At 63.6% G+C, this 20,165-nt stretch carries 24 protein-coding genes; 12 read left to right on the top strand and 12 right to left on the bottom strand.

Features of this window, described 5'->3' with window-relative positions; genetic code table 11:
* Position 1: 1 nt before the first annotated feature.
* The 3 genes from R6U53_RS04145 (at position 2) to R6U53_RS04135 (ending at position 2,748) form a co-directional block, all read left to right on the top strand.
* Complete coding sequence (locus R6U53_RS04145; protein WP_410321104.1) at positions 2-175, top strand: hypothetical protein; 174 nt, start codon at positions 2-4, stop codon at positions 173-175.
* 111 nt (positions 176-286) lie between these two features.
* The gene (locus R6U53_RS04140; RefSeq protein WP_410321103.1) at positions 287-2,146 is read left to right on the top strand and encodes a DEAD/DEAH box helicase; all 1,860 of its coding nucleotides are present in this window, start codon (positions 287-289) and stop codon (positions 2,144-2,146) included.
* A 29-nt stretch (positions 2,147-2,175) separates the two neighbouring features.
* The gene (locus R6U53_RS04135) at positions 2,176-2,748 is read left to right on the top strand and encodes an acyltransferase (RefSeq protein ID WP_410321102.1); all 573 of its coding nucleotides are present in this window, start codon (positions 2,176-2,178) and stop codon (positions 2,746-2,748) included.
* A gap of 1 nt (position 2,749) precedes the next feature.
* On the opposite strand, the gene R6U53_RS04130 is transcribed toward R6U53_RS04135, so the two are convergent.
* The 3 genes from R6U53_RS04130 to dacZ form a co-directional block, all read right to left on the bottom strand.
* The gene (locus R6U53_RS04130; RefSeq protein WP_410321101.1) at positions 2,750-3,013 is read right to left on the bottom strand and encodes a hypothetical protein; all 264 of its coding nucleotides are present in this window, start codon (positions 3,011-3,013) and stop codon (positions 2,750-2,752) included.
* Between the two features lie 68 nt (positions 3,014-3,081).
* Positions 3,082-3,876: a mechanosensitive ion channel domain-containing protein gene (locus R6U53_RS04125; RefSeq protein ID WP_410321100.1), complete on the bottom strand. Its 795-nt coding sequence runs from the start codon at positions 3,874-3,876 to the stop codon at positions 3,082-3,084.
* Positions 3,876-4,682, bottom strand: a complete 807-nt coding sequence (gene dacZ / locus R6U53_RS04120; protein WP_410321099.1) for a diadenylate cyclase DacZ — start codon at positions 4,680-4,682, stop codon at positions 3,876-3,878. The genes R6U53_RS04125 and dacZ overlap by 1 nt, the downstream gene beginning before the upstream one ends.
* Positions 4,683-4,833: 151 nt before the next feature.
* On the opposite strand from dacZ, the gene R6U53_RS04115 reads away from it, so the two are divergent.
* From R6U53_RS04115 to R6U53_RS04100, 4 genes are all read left to right on the top strand, one after another.
* Positions 4,834-5,256, top strand: coding sequence for a hypothetical protein (locus tag R6U53_RS04115; RefSeq protein ID WP_410321098.1), 423 nt, complete (start codon positions 4,834-4,836; stop codon positions 5,254-5,256).
* Positions 5,257-5,258: 2 nt separating this feature from the next.
* Positions 5,259-5,888, top strand: coding sequence for a sensor histidine kinase (locus R6U53_RS04110; protein ID WP_410321097.1), 630 nt, complete (start codon positions 5,259-5,261; stop codon positions 5,886-5,888).
* Between the two features lie 80 nt (positions 5,889-5,968).
* A complete protein-coding gene (locus R6U53_RS04105; protein WP_410321096.1) occupies positions 5,969-6,463 on the top strand; it encodes a CBS domain-containing protein in 495 nt (164 codons plus the stop codon).
* A 99-nt stretch (positions 6,464-6,562) separates the two neighbouring features.
* On the top strand, positions 6,563-7,489 hold the full coding sequence (locus R6U53_RS04100) for a DMT family transporter (RefSeq protein WP_410321095.1): 927 nt from the start codon (positions 6,563-6,565) through the stop codon (positions 7,487-7,489).
* Positions 7,490-7,502: 13 nt separating this feature from the next.
* Here R6U53_RS04100 and R6U53_RS04095 read toward each other — a convergent pair whose 3' ends face one another.
* From R6U53_RS04095 to R6U53_RS04080, 4 genes are all read right to left on the bottom strand, one after another.
* Entirely contained in the window at positions 7,503-7,727 is a 225-nt protein-coding gene (locus R6U53_RS04095; RefSeq protein WP_410321094.1) for a hypothetical protein, read from the bottom strand.
* Between the two features lie 162 nt (positions 7,728-7,889).
* Positions 7,890-8,315: a hypothetical protein gene (locus R6U53_RS04090; RefSeq protein WP_410321093.1), complete on the bottom strand. Its 426-nt coding sequence runs from the start codon at positions 8,313-8,315 to the stop codon at positions 7,890-7,892.
* A gap of 45 nt (positions 8,316-8,360) precedes the next feature.
* Entirely contained in the window at positions 8,361-8,699 is a 339-nt protein-coding gene (locus tag R6U53_RS04085; RefSeq protein WP_410321092.1) for an acyl-CoA thioesterase, read from the bottom strand.
* A gap of 129 nt (positions 8,700-8,828) precedes the next feature.
* Positions 8,829-9,254 (bottom strand): universal stress protein, encoded by a 426-nt coding sequence (locus tag R6U53_RS04080; protein WP_410321091.1) that lies wholly within the window; start codon positions 9,252-9,254, stop codon positions 8,829-8,831.
* Positions 9,255-9,371: 117 nt separating this feature from the next.
* On the opposite strand from R6U53_RS04080, the gene R6U53_RS04075 reads away from it, so the two are divergent.
* The 3 genes from R6U53_RS04075 (at position 9,372) to R6U53_RS04065 (ending at position 12,154) form a co-directional block, all read left to right on the top strand.
* Positions 9,372-9,767, top strand: a complete 396-nt coding sequence (locus R6U53_RS04075) for an ArsR family transcriptional regulator (RefSeq protein ID WP_410321090.1) — start codon at positions 9,372-9,374, stop codon at positions 9,765-9,767.
* Between the two features lie 3 nt (positions 9,768-9,770).
* Positions 9,771-10,475, top strand: a complete 705-nt coding sequence (locus R6U53_RS04070) for a DICT sensory domain-containing protein (protein ID WP_410321089.1) — start codon at positions 9,771-9,773, stop codon at positions 10,473-10,475.
* Between the two features lie 206 nt (positions 10,476-10,681).
* A complete protein-coding gene (locus R6U53_RS04065; protein WP_410321088.1) occupies positions 10,682-12,154 on the top strand; it encodes a sulfatase-like hydrolase/transferase in 1,473 nt (490 codons plus the stop codon).
* A gap of 320 nt (positions 12,155-12,474) precedes the next feature.
* Here R6U53_RS04065 and R6U53_RS04060 read toward each other — a convergent pair whose 3' ends face one another.
* Positions 12,475-13,641 carry a PQQ-binding-like beta-propeller repeat protein gene (locus tag R6U53_RS04060; RefSeq protein WP_410321087.1) on the bottom strand — a complete coding sequence of 389 codons (1,167 nt, stop codon included), beginning with the start codon at positions 13,639-13,641 and terminating at the stop codon, positions 12,475-12,477.
* Between the two features lie 114 nt (positions 13,642-13,755).
* On the opposite strand from R6U53_RS04060, the gene tpiA reads away from it, so the two are divergent.
* Positions 13,756-14,388, top strand: coding sequence for a triose-phosphate isomerase (gene tpiA, locus R6U53_RS04055; RefSeq protein WP_410321086.1), 633 nt, complete (start codon positions 13,756-13,758; stop codon positions 14,386-14,388).
* Positions 14,389-14,392: 4 nt separating this feature from the next.
* Here tpiA and R6U53_RS04050 read toward each other — a convergent pair whose 3' ends face one another.
* From R6U53_RS04050 to pdxS, 4 genes are all read right to left on the bottom strand, one after another.
* A complete protein-coding gene (locus tag R6U53_RS04050) occupies positions 14,393-16,258 on the bottom strand; it encodes a helicase HerA domain-containing protein (RefSeq protein WP_410321085.1) in 1,866 nt (621 codons plus the stop codon).
* A 192-nt stretch (positions 16,259-16,450) separates the two neighbouring features.
* A complete protein-coding gene (locus R6U53_RS04045; RefSeq protein WP_410321084.1) occupies positions 16,451-16,726 on the bottom strand; it encodes a hypothetical protein in 276 nt (91 codons plus the stop codon).
* Between the two features lie 43 nt (positions 16,727-16,769).
* Complete coding sequence (gene dinB, locus R6U53_RS04040) at positions 16,770-17,978, bottom strand: DNA polymerase IV (protein WP_410321083.1); 1,209 nt, start codon at positions 17,976-17,978, stop codon at positions 16,770-16,772.
* Positions 17,979-18,274: 296 nt separating this feature from the next.
* Positions 18,275-19,180 (bottom strand): pyridoxal 5'-phosphate synthase lyase subunit PdxS, encoded by a 906-nt coding sequence (gene pdxS / locus R6U53_RS04035; RefSeq protein ID WP_410321082.1) that lies wholly within the window; start codon positions 19,178-19,180, stop codon positions 18,275-18,277.
* 143 nt (positions 19,181-19,323) lie between these two features.
* Here pdxS and R6U53_RS04030 point away from each other — a divergent pair, with 143 nt between their 5' ends.
* On the top strand, positions 19,324-20,037 hold the full coding sequence (locus tag R6U53_RS04030; protein WP_410321081.1) for a DUF1405 domain-containing protein: 714 nt from the start codon (positions 19,324-19,326) through the stop codon (positions 20,035-20,037).
* Positions 20,038-20,165 lie beyond the last annotated feature (128 nt).

Below are 20,165 nucleotides of genomic sequence, written 5' to 3'. Positions count from 1 at the left end.
TATGGCGAGTGTCGACGTCGAGTACTGCGCCGCCTGTCGGCTTGTCGGAACGGCCATCGAGACCCGGCGAGTGCTCGCTGACCGACTGTGTGAATACGACGAGATAGCGGGCGTTCGCGTCGAGCCGGCCCAGGAGAACGTCCCCCGTGTGAGCGTCGAAGGGGATCGGACCTGATCGGTCGATCCGCGGAGGCGGTCGCGGCGGTCCGGTCGCGGCTTCGATCCTACCGGTCGTCTCACCGTTCGAGTCGGGTCGCTTTTGCCGGTCGATCCCGAACCGTCACCAGTGACAGACGATTCTGCGGACGCCGATACGAACGCCCATCTGAATGCGTTTTACGACGCACTTGAGAGTCGGCGACGACCGGTCGTGCTCGCGACCGAGGTCGCTGCGGTCGCCGACGCCTCAGTCGACGTAGCGGCGGACCTGGAGGAACTGGCGGCCCAAGAACTCATAGGGCGCCTCGACGTCGCGGAGGAGTCCACCGTCTGGTTCCCGAAAGATACCACCTCGGCGGACGAACGAATCACGGTCTTCGAGAAGCGCCGAGAGATCGTCGTCGACCGACCCGCACAGTACACGCGGGCGCTCTTGACGCAGTTCGCCCACCTGGCGGACACGAACCGGGAGGGTGGCTATATTTATATGGTGCGCGAAGAGGACGTCTGGAACGCTCCCTATGAGACGCTCACGGAGCTTCTCGCGACGGTTCGGTCGGCGCTCGGCGGCCGGTACGAAGCCCTAGAGGAGTGGATCGGGGGACAGTGGGAGCGCGCCCACAAGTTCCGACTCGTGACCCACGAGGACGGATACGTCGTCTTGGAGGCCCAAAGCGCGGATCTGCTCGGGAACATCGCCGAGCCTCGACTCGGCGACGGCGTCTTGCGGGCCCGCATCGGTGACGCGACCGCGTGGGTCGCCGACGATCGGACGGCCGAACTCAAACGAACGCTGTACGAGGCGGGCTACCCCGTGCAGGATCATCGTGATCTCGAAACCGGCGACGACCTGCCCTTCGAACTCCGGCCCGAGCTGCGCTCCTATCAGGCCGATTGGGTCGACAGGTTTACCAGCTCGGGGTCTGGCGTGCTGGTCGGTCCGCCCGGCTCGGGAAAGACGATCGCCGCTCTCGGAATCATGTCGGAAATCGAAGGCGAGACGCTCGTGTTGGTCCCCTCCCGTGAACTCGCCGGCCAGTGGCACGACGCAATCGCAGAACACACGACGCTGTCGCCGGAGCTGGTCGGCGAGTACCACGGCGGTTCGAAGGAGATCAGACCGGTGACGATCGCAACCTATCAAACGGCCGGGATGGACCGCCACCGAATGCTGTTCGATGCGAGAAAGTGGGGGCTGATAATCTTCGACGAAGTCCATCACATTCCTTCGCCGATCCATCGGCGGAGCGCGAGCCTGCAGGCCAAACACCGGCTCGGGCTGACTGCCACGCCGGTCCGAGAAACCGACGACCAAGAGGAGATTTACACGCTCATCGGTCCGCCGATCGGCACCGATTGGGAGGCGCTCTTCGAGGCCGGCTACGTCGCCGAACCCGAAGTGGAGATTCGGCTGCTCCCGTGGGGATCGGAGTCGCACCGAACCGAGTACGCCGCGAGCGACGGGCACGGACGCCGCCAACTCTCCGCGACGAACCCGGCGAAGCTCAGCGAGATTTCGGCGATCCTCCACGAGAATCGCGATTCGAAGGCCATCGTCTTCGTCGAGTACATCGACCAGGGGAACGCGATCTCCGAGGCGTTGGACGTGCCGTTTATCAGCGGCGAGACGCCGCACGCCCGCCGAAGTCGGCTGTTCGATCAGTTCCGACGCGGTGAGTTGGATACGATCGTCGTCTCCCGGGTCGGCGACGAGGGGATCGATCTCCCGGACGCGGAGATCGCGATCGCCGCCTCCGGGCTCGGCGGTTCGCGCCGGCAGGGCGCACAGCGGGCCGGCCGGACGATGCGACCCGTCGGTAAGGCGCGGATGTGCGTTCTCGCGACGCGGGGGACCGAAGAGGAGGACTTCGCCAGAAACCGAACGAAACACCTCGCGGCGCGCGGCGTCCGGGTTCGCGAAGCCGAACCGGTCGCGTTCGGCGAACCGCCGAACGGGGGCGGATCGACGGACGCCGACGAGGAATGACTTAACACGATCGCACGCGTTATCTGCGTGTGAACGACGCGGCAGACGACCGAGCGCGCGAAAACGACGAGGGGACGCGCGGACGCCACGAGCGGGTGACACGGCACCCGACCCCCGGCCCGCACAACTCCCTGTGGTCGTGGCCGGAGGCGAAACACCCGCTTCGGGTGGTTCTCAACTACGTTTGTATCGTCCTGGCGCGACACTCGCCCAGCCTTCGGCTCAAAAACTGGCTGCTCCGACGGATCGGCGTCACGGTCGGCTCCGGCGTCTCATGGGGGCTCGAATCGACGCCGGACGTCTTTTGGCCGGAGCTCATCACCGTCGAGGACGACGCGATCGTCGGGTACGACGCGACGCTGCTGTGTCACGAATTCCTGCAAACGGAGTACCGCACCGGCGACGTGCGGATCGGCGAACGGGCGATGATCGGGGCCGGAACGATCGTCCTGCCCGGCGTCGAGATCGGCCCGGACGCACAGGTCGCGGCGAACTCCCTCGTCGCCGAGGACATCCCGGCCGGGGAGACGTGGGCCGGAGTCCCGGCCGAACCGATCGCGCAGGCGACGGGCGGGGGGGGAGACGGAAGCGGAGAGGAGTAACTCACCCGAACATTCCGCTCTTCTCTCGCAGCGATTCGACGTCGTCGACGATGCTCTCAGCCTCGTCGGCCGAGAGCGCGATTTGGACCTCGTTCCCCGAGGCGTCGGTCGCGACGATTTTCAGCTGGCTGTCGCCGAATGCCCGAGCCTCGGCCGATTCGACGTCGAAGAGCTTCGCACTCGCGGACTTGTTCGTCGGCCCGACGTTCTTGATACTTCCGTCTTTCAGTTCGATCATGAACGAGTCGAGGTTCAGGTTCAGCATGGGCGACTGTTGGGGCCGCCGCGTCCTAATCGTTTGGACGAACACCGTAGCCGCCGAAAACGCCACGATTAATGAGATCGGACCCGCATCGCGCCCTCGGAGAGCACTTTCCGGTTCGGAACGACGAACTCCTCGCCGTCGTTTTCGACGTAGGTGACGAAGACGTCGATCTCCTGAACGATCCCGTGGCTGCCGTCTATTTCCACCTCGTCGCCGATCGTGTACGGTTCGGTCATGAGGAGGTAGATCCCCGCGGCAGCCGAAGCGAGCAGATCCTTGAACGCCAACCCGCTCAGGAAGAAGACGCCGAAGGCGTAGGCGGCGAGCAACACCAAAAGCGCCGCCGTCGCAACGCCGAGTTGCGACAGCGCGATGAGCCCCGCGACGTAAAGGATCGACAGTTTCACCAGCGTCGACACGACCGCCACCTCGGGGAGCTTCACGCTGCGGAGCCGTTCTCCGACCACGATCTCGGCTTTGTCACCGAGGATAAGGCCGATCAGGATGACGAAAATCGCGATGAAAAGCCGCGGGAGAAACGCACCGATCTCGTCGAGGAGGGCTTCGCCCGGGACCAGACCGATCGTCCGCATGGCGTACAGCGCCGCGAGAAAGAAGACGAACGCGCCGACGACCTGTGCGAGCAGTTGAACGGTAGAACTGCCGAACTGGCGGGCGGTTCGCTCGAACGACGTCCCCTCGACGGCGTCGTCGACACCGAGGGCGACCAGGAGACGGTGGATGACGACGGCGACGAGCGCGCCGAGTGCGACGCCTAAAACCAGCACGCCGACCGCGATAAGCAGGTTCTGTGCCGGTGTCGAGAGCCCCTCGAACCACGCGCGGACGAAAAGCAGAGCCATCAGTACTCCTCCGGATCCAACTCGAGGATTATCTCGCCCGCGGAGAAGGCCCGAACCAGCCCGTCGGATTCGGAGAGCACGACCGCGACGGCGTTCGTGTCCTTGGTGATCGCGCCCGCGGCCATGTGGCGCGCGCCGAGGCCCTTCGGGATGTCGACGCCCTCTGCGGCGGGTTCGAGGTATCGGTACGCCGAGACGATCTTTCCGGAGTCGCTGATGACGAACGCGCCGTCGAGTCGCGAGAACTCCTTGAGCATCACGTCCACGATCGGATCCCCGACGTGGACGTGGCTCTTCTCGAAGGGGTTATAGCTGAGCGGCCGGGATTTGTTCATGACCTTGCCGGCGTCGCCGACGACGAACAGCGCGCCGACGCGTTTGCCCTTCTGGCCCTTCTTGCCCAGTTCGATGGCGACTTCCAGAACGTTTCGGATGACCTCCGGTTCTGCTCGGCTGTTGACGAAGAGGTCGTAGACGCCGGAGCGCTCGAAGTCACCGGCTCTGACCCGCGTGATCATATCGATGTCGTCGGCGAACAGCGCCACGGCGCAGGCGAGTTGATCGCCCTCCTCGACGAACCCGCTGTCGAGTGCTCCCTCGACACCGAATCTGATGCGTTCGCGTATGTCGTCGAACTCGAGCGGTAACGTGATGTATCGATCCGCACCGACCGAATCGTCCATCGCGACGACGATCGGATCGTCCTCCGCTTCGAACCGCTCGTACAGCGACCCGCTCGGGGAGAACAACAGCGTCCCATCGACATCCGACACGATATCCTCCAGCAGGTCACCGAGTTCACTCATCGTTCGTCCGTCGAATCCGACGGAAAAAAGCGTTGCGGGCGCGTCTGACGCCGTTCGGTGCGAACGTGTTTCGACGATGCAGCAACGGCCCGGGCATTGAGGTCGATTCGGAGCACGATTTTATCACCCATCGGGCGGTGTACCCACCCCAATGGACCGAGCGATACATAACGCGACTCCGCTTGGAGTCGTCTCGGCGGGGGTCGTCGGCCTCATCGGACTCGTGCCCCTCGTTCCGAACGCACAGCTGCTCGTGGGCGGCGGCGGTTCAACACCGGCGCTCGTGCTCGCGGTGTTTGGCGTCCTGCTCCCGGCGTCGCTGATCGTGATCGGTTATCTGCTTCTCAGAGACGAGGCGACGGCGGAACACCTCCCGCGGACCGCCGGCTGGGCGGCGCTCGGGACGGCGCTGTTGGCGTTGATCCTCGCTCTCATCTCGTTTTTGCGAGTCGATCTGCTGCTCTACGCCGGTGCGACGCTCCTCTCCGTGAGCCGTTCGCTCACGTCATCATCGGCGTCCGAGACGTCCAGCGGATTCGTGTCGAGGAACTCGCCATACAGCGCGAAAAGCTAGCGGTGCCCAACCGTTTGATCAGACACAATCTCAGACACGAGGCGCAGTATCTCCTCGGCGTCGAAAGCCAGATCGCCGACGCGGAGACGCCCGAGGTGCGAAAAGAGCTCACGGAGCGCATTCGGACCATCGCGAACCGACTGTCGGAAACGCACGACACGCTCAGGCGCTCCCAAGAGCTCATCCGAAGCGGCGATCGATCGACCGGACCGCTCGACCTCCGCGAGGCCGTCGAGGACGTAGTCCGTGAATACCGATCGATGTATCCGGACGCGGCGATCACGGTCGAGGTCCCCGAAGCGTACCGAGTCAGCGCCGGAAGCGAGTTTCGAACCGTTCTGGAGGAGTTACTAGAGAACGCGATCGTCTGCGCCGACGGAGAGCCGGACGTTTGGGTGTCGGGGGCGAAGTCCGGCCGCCGAATCAAACTCGAGGTGACCGACAACTGTCCCGGGATTCCCGAACCGGATCGATCGGTGGTCACTCGGAAAGTCGAGACCGACCAGATGCCGCACGCGCAGGGGCTTGGATTGTGGTTCGTCCGATGGGCCATAGACCCCTACGGTCGCGTCTTCGGACTCGACACCGGTGACGATGGGACGACGGTGAGGCTCGAACTCGCGAGTTCGTGAGCATTCGTCCGCCGGGGAGACGGGGACGATCGCTTTCGCTGTCGCAACGTCTATGCACTCGGGTCGGAAACGAACGGTGTATGAACGCACATGAGATCATGACTCGGGAGGTCGAAACCGTCTCGCCCGACGACGACATCGGTGAGGTGCTCGGTCGACTCGCCCGCGTCGACTTCAACGGATTTCCCGTCACCGAGGACGGAATCGTCGTCGGAATCGTTACACAGGGCGACCTCGTCGATCTGTTTCAACCCTCCGATCGGACGCTCTGGATCCCGGTCGGTTTCCCGCCGTTTCTCGAATCGCTCACGTACGCCGTCGATATCTCGTGGGACGAACTCGATTTCGGCATCGACATGGCCCGCAACGCCGGACGGCCGATCCGCGACGTGATGACCGAGGACGTGGTGACGGTCGGACCGAAGACGGGGCTCGACGAGATGCTCGACCTGCTGGCCGACGATGAGCGCGACATCAATCGGCTGCCGGTCGTCGACGAGGCAGGAGCGCTTCTCGGTATCATCGCCCGTCAGGACCTGCTCCGCGCGCTCAAAACGGAACGAAGCGGCGAGTGACGGGCCTCCGAGCGGGGCGAGACGCGACGGGGGACAAACCGCCAGCGAACGAGCGGACGATGTCGAAAGTTTGAGGCCGATTTCGGTCAACTCTCGACCGTGCGCTATCGCAATCTCCTGTTGTTTTTGACGCTCGCTGCGGTGTGGGGATCGGCCTTCATGGCGATCAAAGCCGGGGTCGGTGGACCCGACGCCCCGGCGTACTTCTACGACGCACCGGTTCTTTTCGCCGCCGTCAGATTCGATATCGCCGGCGTGATCATGCTCGCCTATGCCGTTTGGGTGGCGGATCGGTGGCTACCCAGCGAGCGGAACGAGTGGGCGACGATCGGCGTCGGAGCCGTTCTGATCATCTCCGGCTACCACGCGCTCTTGTTCGTCGGGCAACGCGGGACGACGAGCGCCGCCGCGGCAGTCATCGTCTCCCTATCGCCGGTGTTGACGACCGCGTTCGCGCGGGCGTTCCTCCCCGAGGAACGGTTGACGGTCGTCGGTATCGTAGGAATGGTGCTCGGCCTCGTCGGCGTGGTCGTGCTGTCGCGGCCCGATCCGGCAAACCTGATCAGTTCCCGGTTCGAGGCGCTCGTCTTCGCGGCCGCGCTCTGTTTCGCCCTGGGAAGCGTCCTGACTCGCCGTCTCGACAGCGAACTCGCGACCGAAACGATGGAGGCGTGGTCGATGATCGGTGGGGCGATACTCATGCACGCTACCAGTCTCGGGCTCGGGGAAACCGTCTCCGGGATACCCGACACCGGAGAGACGGCCGCGTTAGCGTATCTCGCGATCGTTTCGAGCGCCCTCGGATTTCTCATCTACTTCGAACTCCTCGATCGGCTCGGGCCGATAGAGATCAATCTCGTCTCGTACGTCGCACCGATCTTCGCCGCGCTCACGGGCTTTCTCTTCCTCGGGGAGTACATCGGTGCTCCCACGGTGGCTGGCTTCGTAATCATTCTCGTCGGTTTCGTGCTCGTCAAACATCGGGCCATACAAAGCGAACTGCAGCGTCACCGAACCGACCGATGAGGGGTTCACCGGGCTACCGTCCGTATCCGTGACCCACGATCAGCGCGACGACGTTTCCGACGACCAATCCGACGAAAAGTAGCGACCGGTCGGTGGTGTCGATCCCGGTGGCGAGAAGCGCCAACGAACAGAACGGCAACAGAACGGCCAGCCAGAACGCGGCGGCGCTGATAAGCGCCGAGAGCGCGGGGGACGGAGCCGCCGTGCCGGAATCGTTCGTCGGTGCGGAGGAGGCCATCTCGACAGGGAGAACGGGGGCGGAGAACTAATAACCGCCAGAGACTTCGGTTGATTTCACGTAATTAGGGACGGGATAGATCCTTTCAACACCGGCCGAAACGCCCCAAGACGTTTCATAAACCCATCAGAGACAGTCACTCGGAGAGACGTATCGGGAACGCTACCCGAGCAGTGCGAGCCGAACCTCGTGTGGACCCTCCGACGTCCGGATCGACACCGACTCGCGGATCGACTCGCGAACCCGGGTTCGCCACGCCTCGACCGCGGTCTCGTGTCGTCGGCGATGGCTTTCGCGAGAGTACGCCGTCTCCGGGTCGGCTCGGATCTCGTCTTCGGTGTCGTCGGGGGACGGAAACGGCGGAACCGAGTCGACGAACCGAGCCGGCGGAACGTGAATCGGCGACGGATCGTCGTAGCCGTGTTCGGTCCCCTCCCGGTGGAGGCGGGCGCGCATTCTCCCGCTGAACGGCGGCGTCACGCGGAGTACCGCGCCGACGTCTCGGCGCTCGTTGGCTTCGATAGCGGTCACGATGTCATCTGTCGTCACCGCGAGGACGCGAAGCACGGTCGGATCGTCGGATTCCACACGTCGTTTTCGGACCGCGTGCGGTATCAGCGTGTCGACGGCTCGTCAGTCCGTCCCGACGTCGAGATCCGGTTCGAACTCGACGAACCGCTCGCGCCACCGCGATGGGATCGATCGCGACTGGCCGTCCTCGACGGTGACGAGTACGCTCTCCGCCGTCGCCGCGGGATCGTCACCCTCCGCCGAAGCGACACAATAGCGCATCCGAAAGCTCGAATCCCCGATAGCGACGACGCCACAGGCGATCGTAACCGTCCGATCCGAAAGCGTCAGCGGCCGCAAGAAGTCGATCTCCAGATTCGCGAGCACCATCTCGCGTTCCTCGTATGGGACATCGAGCACGTGGTCGAAGTACTGGTAGCGGGCCTGTTCGAGATACGTCACCTAAACCGCATTGTTGACGCCATCGAGCGTGTCCGGGTCCCGATAGCGGACGGTGAGTTCGACGTCGGAACGAAACGTCGTGGTCGGTGCATTTCAGGAGCTATCGAAGCGGGGTTCGATCCCCCCGGATCAGTCGTCCGGATGGAGTGTGAGGACGGGAACCCGAGCGCGCCGAACGACTCGCTCCGTGGTACTCCCGAGGAGCAGGCGTTCGAGCCCGGTTCGGCCGCGCGTCGACATGATTATGAGGTCGATATCGTACTCGTCGGCGTATGCGGTGATGGTATCTGGAACGCCCCCCTGGACGACGTTAGTGACGACCGGGACGTCACGGCGTGCGGCGCGCTCGGCGTACTCGTCGACGATTCGCTCCCCCTCGCGTTCGAAGACGTCGATGACTTGGCCGTCGATCCGCGTGACGCTATCCTGGTTCGTGTCGGCGACGTGAAGAATGTGAAGCGTCGCCTCGTGGCTCTCTGCGACATCGAGCACGTGGTCGAAGACGGTGGACGCCCCACTCTCGGCGTCAGCCGGAAACAGAATGCGGTCGAACATACTCTCTCATCGAGCGAGTCACATAAAAGCACACATCAAAAAGAGAACGGCGACGAGGAAACGCCGGCTCACACACGAAAACATTTATCATGTATAACCGTTATCTTTTTAGAACCTATGGGGGACATGCAGAACGGAGACCACCGAAGCGAGGAGGAACCGACTCCCGATAGGGTACCGTCGTTTTCCGACGATCGACTCTACCGTGCGCTCGCCGCGACCGAGCGTCGGCGGCTGCTGTATCTGCTACTGGATGGAGGGGAGCGGCGCATCGAGGAGCTCGCCACCGTGTTGACCGGATGGGATGCCACCGAAACGGGAACGATGGGGACGGGCGACGATCGCGAACGGACGCTGGTCGAACTCCGACACGTCCACCTGCCATTGCTCGCGGATTTCGGCTTGGTAGAGTACGACCGACAGCGTGGGACGGTGGACGTCGAATCGGTAGATCCCCTCCTCGAAGAGCTCTTAGAGCGAAGCGTCGATCACAGACCACGTACGCGTTCGTGAACGATGCTCGGTTCGCTCCTCGAGGGCACCCGGAGGTCGGATATCGAGGTCACCCTCTACGGAAACGACGACGCGGAGACGATCGCGGGATGGTTCGACGGCCACGGCGTCGAGCTGGCGCGCGGATCGCTCCCGTCCGGCGGCCCGGAGTCGTTCGTCGTCATCGAGCGTGACGGCGAGTTCGCGGGCGCGCTCGGCGTTTCGGAACTGGCGTGGCTGCTCGAACCGCCGATCGTCAGACCGACCGATCGAGAGGGCATCTCCGAGGGGTATCGCGCGCTGTTCGACGCGCTCGACGATACGGTTTTTTCCGCGATGACGCGCCGCGAACTCCTCGCCGTGAGCCGCGAGGTCGAAGACCGCGCGTACCGCGTCGGGACCGGCACGCTACGCGTCGGGTTTCAAACGCCCGCGGCGTTCGATGCACAGCTGGAGGGCTACCGACGTCTCGCGGCCGACACGGACCTCGAAATCCACGTATACAGCGTCGATCCGGCAGCGGAAAGCCGATCAAACACCGAGGGGATCACGTTGCACCGTGGGAACGAGACGATCGATCGGTACTGGGTGCTCGCCTTCGACGGCGGAGACGACGAGACACAAGCCTGCGGGCTCCTCGCACAGGACCGAGTGGACGGCTACAGTGGCTTTTGGACCAACGACGGGGCGATCGTCACCAAAATCGCGGCTGAACTCACCACTATTTGATTCCAGACCGGGCCGGAACGGCGCTGGAGGAGTGACTGCCGCTGTTGAACCTGCCACATCGAAACTGTGAAGTCAACTACTGGCCATGATATCGTTACTGTGGTATCCCGATCGAATCGACGAAGAGGAGCGGCTTTTTATATCCACTCCGAATCGGAGGTCGGTCGCCATCGGGATACACCCGGGAACGTCCCAGGAGCCGATCCATGAACACAGCCACGGGTACGGGAACAGACTCCGACGGCGACGTTGATACGGACCCGACCCCCGCAAACGTCGTGTTGATCACTATCGACTCCCTCCGAGCGGACGCGATCGGTGCATACGACGAGACCCGACACACGCCGGTCATGGATTCGCTTGCCGATCGAGGAACCGTCTTCGATCGAGCGTTCGCGACCGGGAACTGGACACCGTTTTCCTTCCCGTCGATGCTGGCGTCGCGGCCGGTGTTCACCGATACGAGCGGGATCGGCATCACCGGGTCCCCGGCGCTCGCATCGGCGCTCTCCGACGCCGACATCTCGACTGCGGGGTTCAATGCGGCGAACGGATTTCTCACGTCTCATTGGGGGTACGACGACGGCTTCGACGAGTTCGAGCCGTTCGTCGCGAGCGTCGGATCGAGCATATACAGCCGCTATCTCGCGACGCATCCCACGGTCGAGGCATGGCTACAGTTGGCGGCGTCGCCGATCAGACGGATCGGATCGAAACTTCGAGGCGAAACCGACGACCGACCGTTTTTGGATACGTCACGGATGTTCGACGTCGAGCACGCCGCGACGTCGTTCATCGAGGAGACCGACGATCCGTTCTTTCTCTGGGTTCACTACATGGACGCACACACCCCGTACGTCCCCGCACCGCGGTACATCCGCGAGGTCTCCTCCGGCATACTCGGAACCCATCGGATGTTGAGCGCACACACCCGAACGGGGCTCGGGTTGGGCGTCAGCGAACGGACGCTGAAGGACCTCCGGACGCTCTATCAGGCGGCGGTCAGACAGATCGACGCCAGTATCGGTCGGCTCTTGGAGACGCTTTCGGACAGCGGCGTCGACGATCGGACCGCCGTCGTTCTGGCCGGCGATCACGGCGAGGAGTTCCAAGAGCACGGCCACCTCGCCCACTATCCGAAGCTGTACGACGAACTGATTCGGGTCCCGCTCATCGTCGACGTTCCCGGGACGCCCGCTCGACGGATCGACACACAGGTCGGTCTCGACGCGATTCCGCCGACGATCGTGGACCTGTTCGGTGTCGCCCCGGATACGGAGTGGACCGGCGAGACTCTCGTTCCGGGCGTCCTCGATGGAACACCGCCGGCGGACGATCCCGTCGTGTCGGTCACGGTTCGAGGTGAGAAGGTTACTTCACAGCCGATCCCCCGGTCGCTCGCCGACGGTGACCTCCTGGTGAGTGTTCGGGACCGCGACTGGACGTATATCGAAAACGTCGATGCGGGAACGAGGGAACTGTATCACCGCCCGTCCGATCCGACCCAGCAGGACGATCAGTCGGTCGATCCGACGGCCGAGGGGCGACGCGCGATCGAACGACTCAGTCCCTACGTCGAAGGACACGTCGCCGTTCTCCGCGACCGTGACGAGGCGGCGGTTGACGCGGAGATGGACGAAGAACTCGAAGCGCGGTTGGAGGCACTCGGCTACCGATAGCATAGATGCCCGAGACATTCATTGGGACGCTCCTTCGGGCCCCGTTCTCGCTGCGACTACGACGGTTCGTCATCGTCGGTACCGTCGCCGTGGGCGTGCGGATGGTGTTGGTCTGACTGTTCGTCGACGTCGCCGTCGGCCGAAGGAGCGGATTTCCGTTGATAATAAATCTAGCGGAGTCGACGCCGATGGATAACGGCGCGAGCGTGGCCGTGGCGGCTCAGCCACAGGTTTCCATCGAAGCGACCATAATGAGTATCCGGGTCGAAATCGGCGACTCGGAACTCGAAGCGGTCGGACAGACGGCGGGGCGATCGAGATCATCCCGATCCGAGAGCGTACACCGTGCCGTCGGTCCCACCGAAATAGAGCCAGTCGTCGGTGACGGCGAGCCCGCCGTGGATTTCGGTCTCAGTTTCGAAACGCCAGACGGTCGCACCTTCGTCCGGGAGTATCGCGAACACGTTCCCGCTCGTCGAACCGACGAAAACGTGTTCGCCGGTCGCCGCGGGACTGGCGATGACCGAGTCGCCGGTTCGAAATCGCCACAGTCCGTCCGGTTCGTCGGTTCCGGTGCCGATCGCATACAGATACCCGTCGTTCGAACCGACGAAGACGGCATCGTCGGTAACGGCCGGGGTCCCGTGTGCCCATCCACCGAGATCGAATCGCCACGCCTCGTCGCCGGTCGCCGCATCCAACGCGTAGACGTTCCCGTCGTGGGGACTGACGTAGACCGTTCCGTCGGCGACCGCCGGCCCACCACCAATCGAGCCGCGAGCGCCGAACCGCCACGCCTCATCGCCGGTCGCCGCATCCAGCGCGTAGACGCGCTGATCGCTGGAGCCGACGTAGACCGTCCCGTCGATGACCGCCGGTGCGCCGAGTACCGAGGCACCGGTCCGAAATCGCCACTGGCGCTCACCTGATTCGCGATCGACGGCGAATACGGTACTGTGTACACCGCCGAAATAGACGATCCGGTCGACGACGGTCGGACTCGTCGCGATACGCCCACCGGCATCGAACCGCCACCGTTCGGACCCATCCTGCGCGTCGAGCGCAAAGAGGGTGTCGCTGGAGCCAACGTAGACCGTCCCGTCGATGACCGCCGGAGTGCCCGATATCGAGCCCTCGGACTCGAATGACCAGATTTCGGCGCCGACGTACGGATCGATGGCGTACACCGACCCGTCGTTCCCACCGACGTACAGGGTGTTACCGGCGACAGCGGGACTCGCGACGAACGATCCCTCCGCGTCGAAGCGCCACCGCTCTTCGATCTCGATGTACGGCCCCGAGATATCCGCTGCGTAGCCCGTGTTCGCCTCGTCGCGGGCAAACGTCGGCCAGTCGCTCGAAAACGGCTCACGGTCGGCGTCAGCGGTCGGCGTTCGAGAATGCGGTTCGTTTCCCACGCCCGAACAGCCGGCGAGTGCCACGCCGGTGGCCGCCAGTACGGTTCGCCGGTCCACGACCCGATCCATACCGCCCGACAGGGGAGGTTCACACAAGAACCCCGCGAAACAGTTACGCTTGGCCGGCGAACACCGCACGCTGTGGATGGATAGCTATTTTTCGCTGGCTGACGCTCCTCCGATATGTTCGTTCTGATCAACCTGAAAGCGTATCCCTGCGATCCCGTCGAAATCGCGGAGATAGCAGCCGAGGTGGCGGAGACCACCGGCGTCAGAATCGCGATCGCACCCCAGGCTGCAGACATCGCGTCCGTCGCCCAAATCGGCGTCGAAACGTGGGCTCAGCACGTCTCGCCGGTCGAACACGGCTCCCACACCGGATCGACACTCGCCGAGGCGGTCTCTCGAGCGGGGGCGGACGGAACGCTGCTCAACCACTCGGAGAGCCGACTCCGGCTGGCCGACATCGACGCCGGGCTCCGGGCCGCAGAACGGGCCAATCTCGAAACGATCGTCTGCGCGAACAACCCCCGTCAGATCGCCGCAGCCGCCCGGTTGGACCCCGATTCGGTCGCCGTCGAGCCGCCGGCGCTGATCGGGACCGGAACGCCGGTCTCGAAAGCCGATCCGCAGATCGTCACCGACTCCGTCGAGGCCGCATCCGGCGTTCCGGTTCTCTGTGGGGCGGGAATCTCGACCGGCGAAGATCTGGACGCCGCCGGAAAACTGGGCGCTGAAGGCGTCCTGTTGGCGTCGGGCGTCGCAAAAGCGGACGACCCCCGATCAGCGCTCGAAGCGCTCGTCGATCCAATATAGCGGGTCAGAAACCGACGCTTGGCCACTCGGCGTCAGGGGATGGTTCCTCAAGGACGGATTCGGGTCGATTCGAAACTCGCTGATCCGATCGGTCAGACTCGACGGCGCGTTCGATCGCCTCGACAGTTTCGTCAATCTCGTCTCGTCCGGGCGGTTCTTCCGGCCGGAGCGGATTCGTCAACTCTTCTCGAACGAGTTCCGCGAGCGCATAGTCGTACTTGCCGCAGCCGACATGTGCGATCAGTCCGCGCTGTCGGAGCCCTCGATTCGCAGCGTACGCCGGTGCGCGATCGCCGGATCCACCTGATTTCGAATGAGCGTCCTGTGGTTCCATCGGCCCACAACGCCGGTACTGGCGGAGCATATCGGCCGAAACGTCGTCGAGAGACTCGATATCGTCCCGGAGCCGGGAGACGAGCGGATCGCCAGTCGCGGGGGCATCGACCGCCGAGAGGCCCGTCGTCGGATCCCGCTTCAAGCCATCGATATCCGGGTCGGTTTCGAGGCCGGAATCAGTATCGGCGTCAGCCTCGGTATCGGTCTCCACCTCCCCGGTGACCGGTGGCGAACGATTGAACACCATCGACGTATCCGACGAACCGTCAACGCCGCCGCTCGATGGGTTAGCTACCTCGGTAACGTCCTCGCCGTTGGACTGGTCCGTGTCCTCGCCGGAGGCGTTCGCTTCCCGTTCGGATCTGGCGTCCGGGACCGGCGGCGGAGTCGGGTCACGCTCGCCGTTTCGGACGGCGTCGAGTTCGGCTTCGAGTTCCGGATCTCGCTCGATCCGGCCGGCGACGGCCTCGTCGAGCTCGCTCTGTCGTCCCGGAGCGACCGATAACGGACGGCCGGTGACTTGCTCGATCATCGCGCGCGAAAACCGATCCGCCATCTGTTTGAGATCACGGGCATCGGAAAGCTGTCGTTGGAGGTCGCGGATCCGCTCGTCGCGCTGTTGGAGCTGCCGTTCGAGTTCGTTGATCCGATTCTGCTTGGATTCTCGCTCGTCCGTGATCTCCTGCAGCTCGTCGACGAGGTCGCCGCTGACACTTTTCAGCTCCGGTCGCTCGAAATCGTCGAGTCCGGGCGTCGCACCGGCGTCGAAGGTCCGTTTTCGCTCGAACTGGACGCGTCGAATCGACTCGTTCCAGTCGGTCATGAGAAAGCTCTCGCCGTCGTCCATATCTTCGATTTGACCCGCGTATTCGTTGCCCAAGATCCGGCCAACGACTTTCGTGTCGTTGTTCCACGTGAGGCGGTGCCAGACGAGCCAGTCACACTGAGTGATGAAATCCTTCTTTACGTCGGCCGGGCGCTGGCTGATGCCGACGATCCCGAGACCGTGTTTGCGACCTCGTTTCGAGACTTTGATCAACATCCGCCCGCACTCGTCTACACCGCCGCCTTCGGGGATGTACTCGTGGACTTCCTCGACGAGCATCAAAAACGGCTGTTTCATCTTCTTTTCCTTCGCGAACAGCTGTTTCGTCACCTCTGTCAGAAGCTCTCTCGCGTCCGATTCGTCGAGGAACGACGATACGTCGAGAATGATCGGAACGTTCTGCCCCAGCGCGAGTTCCGCGATCTTTTCGGCGTGTTCGACACCGACGCGCAGGTCACACTCCTCGTCCGCACCCACGTGGAGGATCTCGTACTCCTCTTTGAGCCCGTAGTACTCCCCATCGATGTCGACCGCGAGCAGGCTGTATCCCCGATCGAGGATCTTTTCGGCGATCACGCTCGCGGAGTTCGACTTCCCCGACCCCGATTTTCCCGTTATAAATCCACGTCCGGTGAGCAGATCGACGACGGGCAGTTCGACATCGCTCCCGTCCTCGGTCTCACCGACGCTGATCGTTTCCTCGCCCATCGTCGGAGCACAGACGCGCAACCGATATAGTTCTCCGTCAGACGATCGTCATGCGATCTCGCACGCCGAAGCCACGAGTTCATATACGAGCACGGGAGCAACGCCGGTATGCGCTGACCACCGCCGGTATCGGTCAAAGCGGTTGCGCGGTGCGCCGATACCGGAGACCGACAGCCACGCGTCGCCTGTTCGCTATCTGCGTCGGATGATCCAGTGCCGCTCGTCCTGTCGTTCGAGCGCCGACGGCTCTCGGAGTTTGGCGATGTAGCCGGTCGGCTGTCTGAGGAGTTCGTGATCGGCATCGACGCGAACCAGATTACCGATCAATTGCGCGGTGGGGGGTTTCTGGGCGGCTCCGCAGTCGTAGACCGTCAGTAGTTCGTTCCCATCATCAGTCTCGTGGACGATGACGTGTGCGTGTCGAGAGAGACGCCACCGGTCCTCCCCAACTTCCGCGAGGTGGTTCATACCTCCGATCCGGCGCCGGGGGAAAAAAGTCTGTCCGCGACCGTCACTCGAATCGGGAGAGTCGAGCCTGTCTGCCACTGGTTCGAGTCCATCTCGGGTCGCCTTCGCGCCCATTCTCGCCGTCCGTCCCCCATTCGGCGATCGTCGCCTGTTCGCGATCGTCGAACGAGAGGTTCGAGAGTCGCACGCCGAGCTTTCGAACCCTGTCCGCCTCGAACTCGGTCAACAGTTCTACAGCCGTACGTTCGACCAGTTCCGGATCGTCGACCGGACCCGATAGCGACTGCGACCGCGTGTGTACGTCAAACGGCGGCTCGACGACCTTGATGCCGATCGTTCGATACAGCGCGTTCTTCGCGGTGGCTCGTTCCGAAGCGTCGGCGGCCAGCGCTTCGATTCTTTCGCGCTTCCTGGCGGCGTCTTCGATCGCCTCGACGAACGCCGATTCGCTCGAAACGCTCTTCGGGTCGCCCTTGGGTTCGACCGTTCGATCGTCTTCACCGCGTGCCTGCGCGTAGAGATCCCGACCGCGCTTGCCGAACGCATCGACGAGAACCGACTCTTCGGCGGCGGCGATATCGCCTGCGGTTTCGAATCCCAGCTCGCGCAGGTTCGACGCGGTAACGGGTCCGACACCGTGTAGTTCATCGATGGGGATGGGAGCGAGAAACGACCGTACGTCGTCAGGCTCGACGACGACCAATCCATCCGGTTTGTCCGCATCTGAGGCGAGTTTAGCCGTGGTCATATCGGGGGCGATACCCACAGAGGCGACCACCCCGGCGTCGGCTTCGATTTCGCGTTTCAACGATCGACCGAACGCCGTCACTTCCGACCATTCGAGGTCTCCGAGGTCGAGATACGCCTCGTCGATGGAGACGTTCCGAACGGTCTCAGCCGCTCGTGAGAGAACCGACCGAACGTCCTCGCTGACGGCCTTGTAGAAGTCCATATCGACGGATCGATACACGCCGTTCGATCCGTCCATATCGGTATCGCCCTCGCCACGCCGCGGTAGCCGTTCCAGCGCTTCCGTGATCGACATCGCTGACTCGACACCGTACTCGCGAGCCTCGTAACTCGCGGTCGCGACGGCGCCGTGCGTCTCCCCCGTTTCGTACCCCATGCCGACGACGAGCGGTTCGCCGTCGAGCGTCGGGTCTCGAAGCCGCTCGCAGGCCGCATAAAAACAGTCCATATCAACGTGGCAGACGACCTGTTCGGGCGCGTCGATCCCCGGAAGTCGAGCCATACGGACCGTTCGGGTTCGAGGAGTTATAACCTTCGGAGAGTAGGCAGACACAGCGTCACGCGCTCGAACGGGGGTAGAAAGGAGGTTCGAAGACGACGAAACTCACGACGGGATCACCTGCCCGAAAGACGACCACCGTCGTCTCCGCCATCGCCATCGTCAGTTAGATTCGTCTCTGTATCGGTCACGGTCTCGATCTGTGTCGTCTCGGTTACGGTTTGGGTCTAAACGGGATCGCCGGCTCCCCAGCCGGTCGCCGTCGTAGAAAATACCGAGGGGAGTGCAGTGTCGACCGTTCAGACGCCGCGGCCCTGCAGTTTCTCCTCTTCGGGCATCGTCTCGTTCGCCTGCCCTTTCATACCCTTACCGATCCCCTTTGCGATGTCGCGCAGCCTCTCGGGGTCGTCGTAGTTGGTGACCGCCTCGACGATCGCCGTCCCCATCTCGACGGGGTCTTCGGCGCCGAAAATCCCCGAGCCAACGAAAATGCCGTCACAACCCAACTGCATCATCAGCGCCGCGTCGGCGGGCGTCGCGATCCCGCCCGCCGCGAAGTTGACCACCGGAAGTCGACCCATCTCCGCAGTCTCGTGGACCAGATCCCGCGGCGCTTCGTTCTCTCGCGCCCACTCGTCGCGTTCTTCGTGTTTCATCCCCGAGAGTTTCCGAATCGACCGCTGAATGTTGCGCTGGTGGGTGACCGCCTGGTTCACATCGCCCGTCCCGGCCTCCCCTTTCGTCCGGATCATCGCCGCGCCCTCGTCGATCCGACGCAGCGCCTCGCCGAGGTTGCGCGCCCCGCAGACGAACGGCGAAGTGAATCCCCGCTTGTCGATGTGATACCGCTCGTCGGCGGTCGTCAACACCTCCGACTCGTCGATCATGTCCGCACCCGTCGCCTCCAGAATCTGCGCCTCCGCCGTGTGACCGATCCGGGCTTTCCCCATCACGGGAATGGACACCTCCTCGATGATCGCCTCTAACTCGCCGGGGTCGGCCATCCGGGCAACCCCGCCGCGCTTGCGGATGTCCGCCGGCACCGCCTCCAACGACATCACGGCGACCGCACCCGCGTCCTCGGCGATCCGAGCCTGCTCGCGCGTCACCACGTCCATGATCACGCCGCCCTTTTGCATCTTCGCAAACCCACGCTTTACCAGCTCCGTTCCTCGCTTGAGATCCTCCAAATCCGTCTCACTCATACCTCAAGGTACGGTCCGGATACACTTAATGCGTGTCTTTCCCCACCCGGGCTTGCCGACGTCGAAACGATCCGGCGGGACGGACGAACCGCTCAGTCAGGGACTCTCGGCGCGCTTTTATGTTCCCGCCCGGAGGTGAGGGTATGAACCTCGGTGGGCTCTTCGAGTCGGACGTACCCCGCGACGACCTCCCTCGGTACGTCGCACCGCTGGCCGAACCGCTCGAAAACCTCGCGCTCACGCTCGCGTGGCCGATCGTTCTCGTCAACCTCGTCGGAACGGCGTTCGGATTCTACTACTACGGCTTTCAGTTCGCCCGGACGCCCGTCGAGATGTGGATATTCGTCCCCGACAGCCCCGTCGCGACGTTGTTTATCGCGCTCGCGCTCGCAGCGTGGAAGCTCGGCCACCCACAGGAGTGGCTCACCGCGCTGGCCTTCTTCGGCAACATCATCCTGGGCGGGTGGACCGTCTGGGTGCATCTCGCTTTCTGGGCGGATTTTAGCTACCTCCACCCCGCAATGCGCCAGTTCCTGATCTGGAGTCACGCCGCGATGGTGCTACAGGCGTTCTTTCTCCACCGGATCTCCGAGTTCTCGCCCGCCGCCGTCGGCGTCGCGACGGTTTGGTACGCCGTCGACACGACCGTCGATTACTTCGTGCCGGTCCGCGGCGAGCTGCATCACACGTTCTTGCCGCTCGCACGGGACGAACCGGTGTTTCTCGGCGCGAACGCACTCGGCGTCGCGGTTGCCGGAGCCGTGCTGTTGTTGATGCTCGCGCTGTATCTGGCGATGCTAACGCGGGTCGAAAAAGAGCGAGCGTGGCGTGATTCCGGGCGCGCTGGCCGACCGTAGCATCGACGGTCCGCATGGGCAGTCGACGTCGACCGGGGCGATGGCTGGTAGAAACGGCGCGTCGGGCGAGAAGCGGTGGGGTCACGGCTTCTCGCCGCTAGCACGCACGCGTCCAGCGGACGGTCGCG

The organism is Natronomonas sp. (assembly GCF_046483325.1).
In the GTDB taxonomy this organism is placed as follows: domain Archaea; phylum Halobacteriota; class Halobacteria; order Halobacteriales; family Haloarculaceae; genus Natronomonas.
This window is presented reverse-complemented; position numbering and strand designations above follow the sequence as displayed.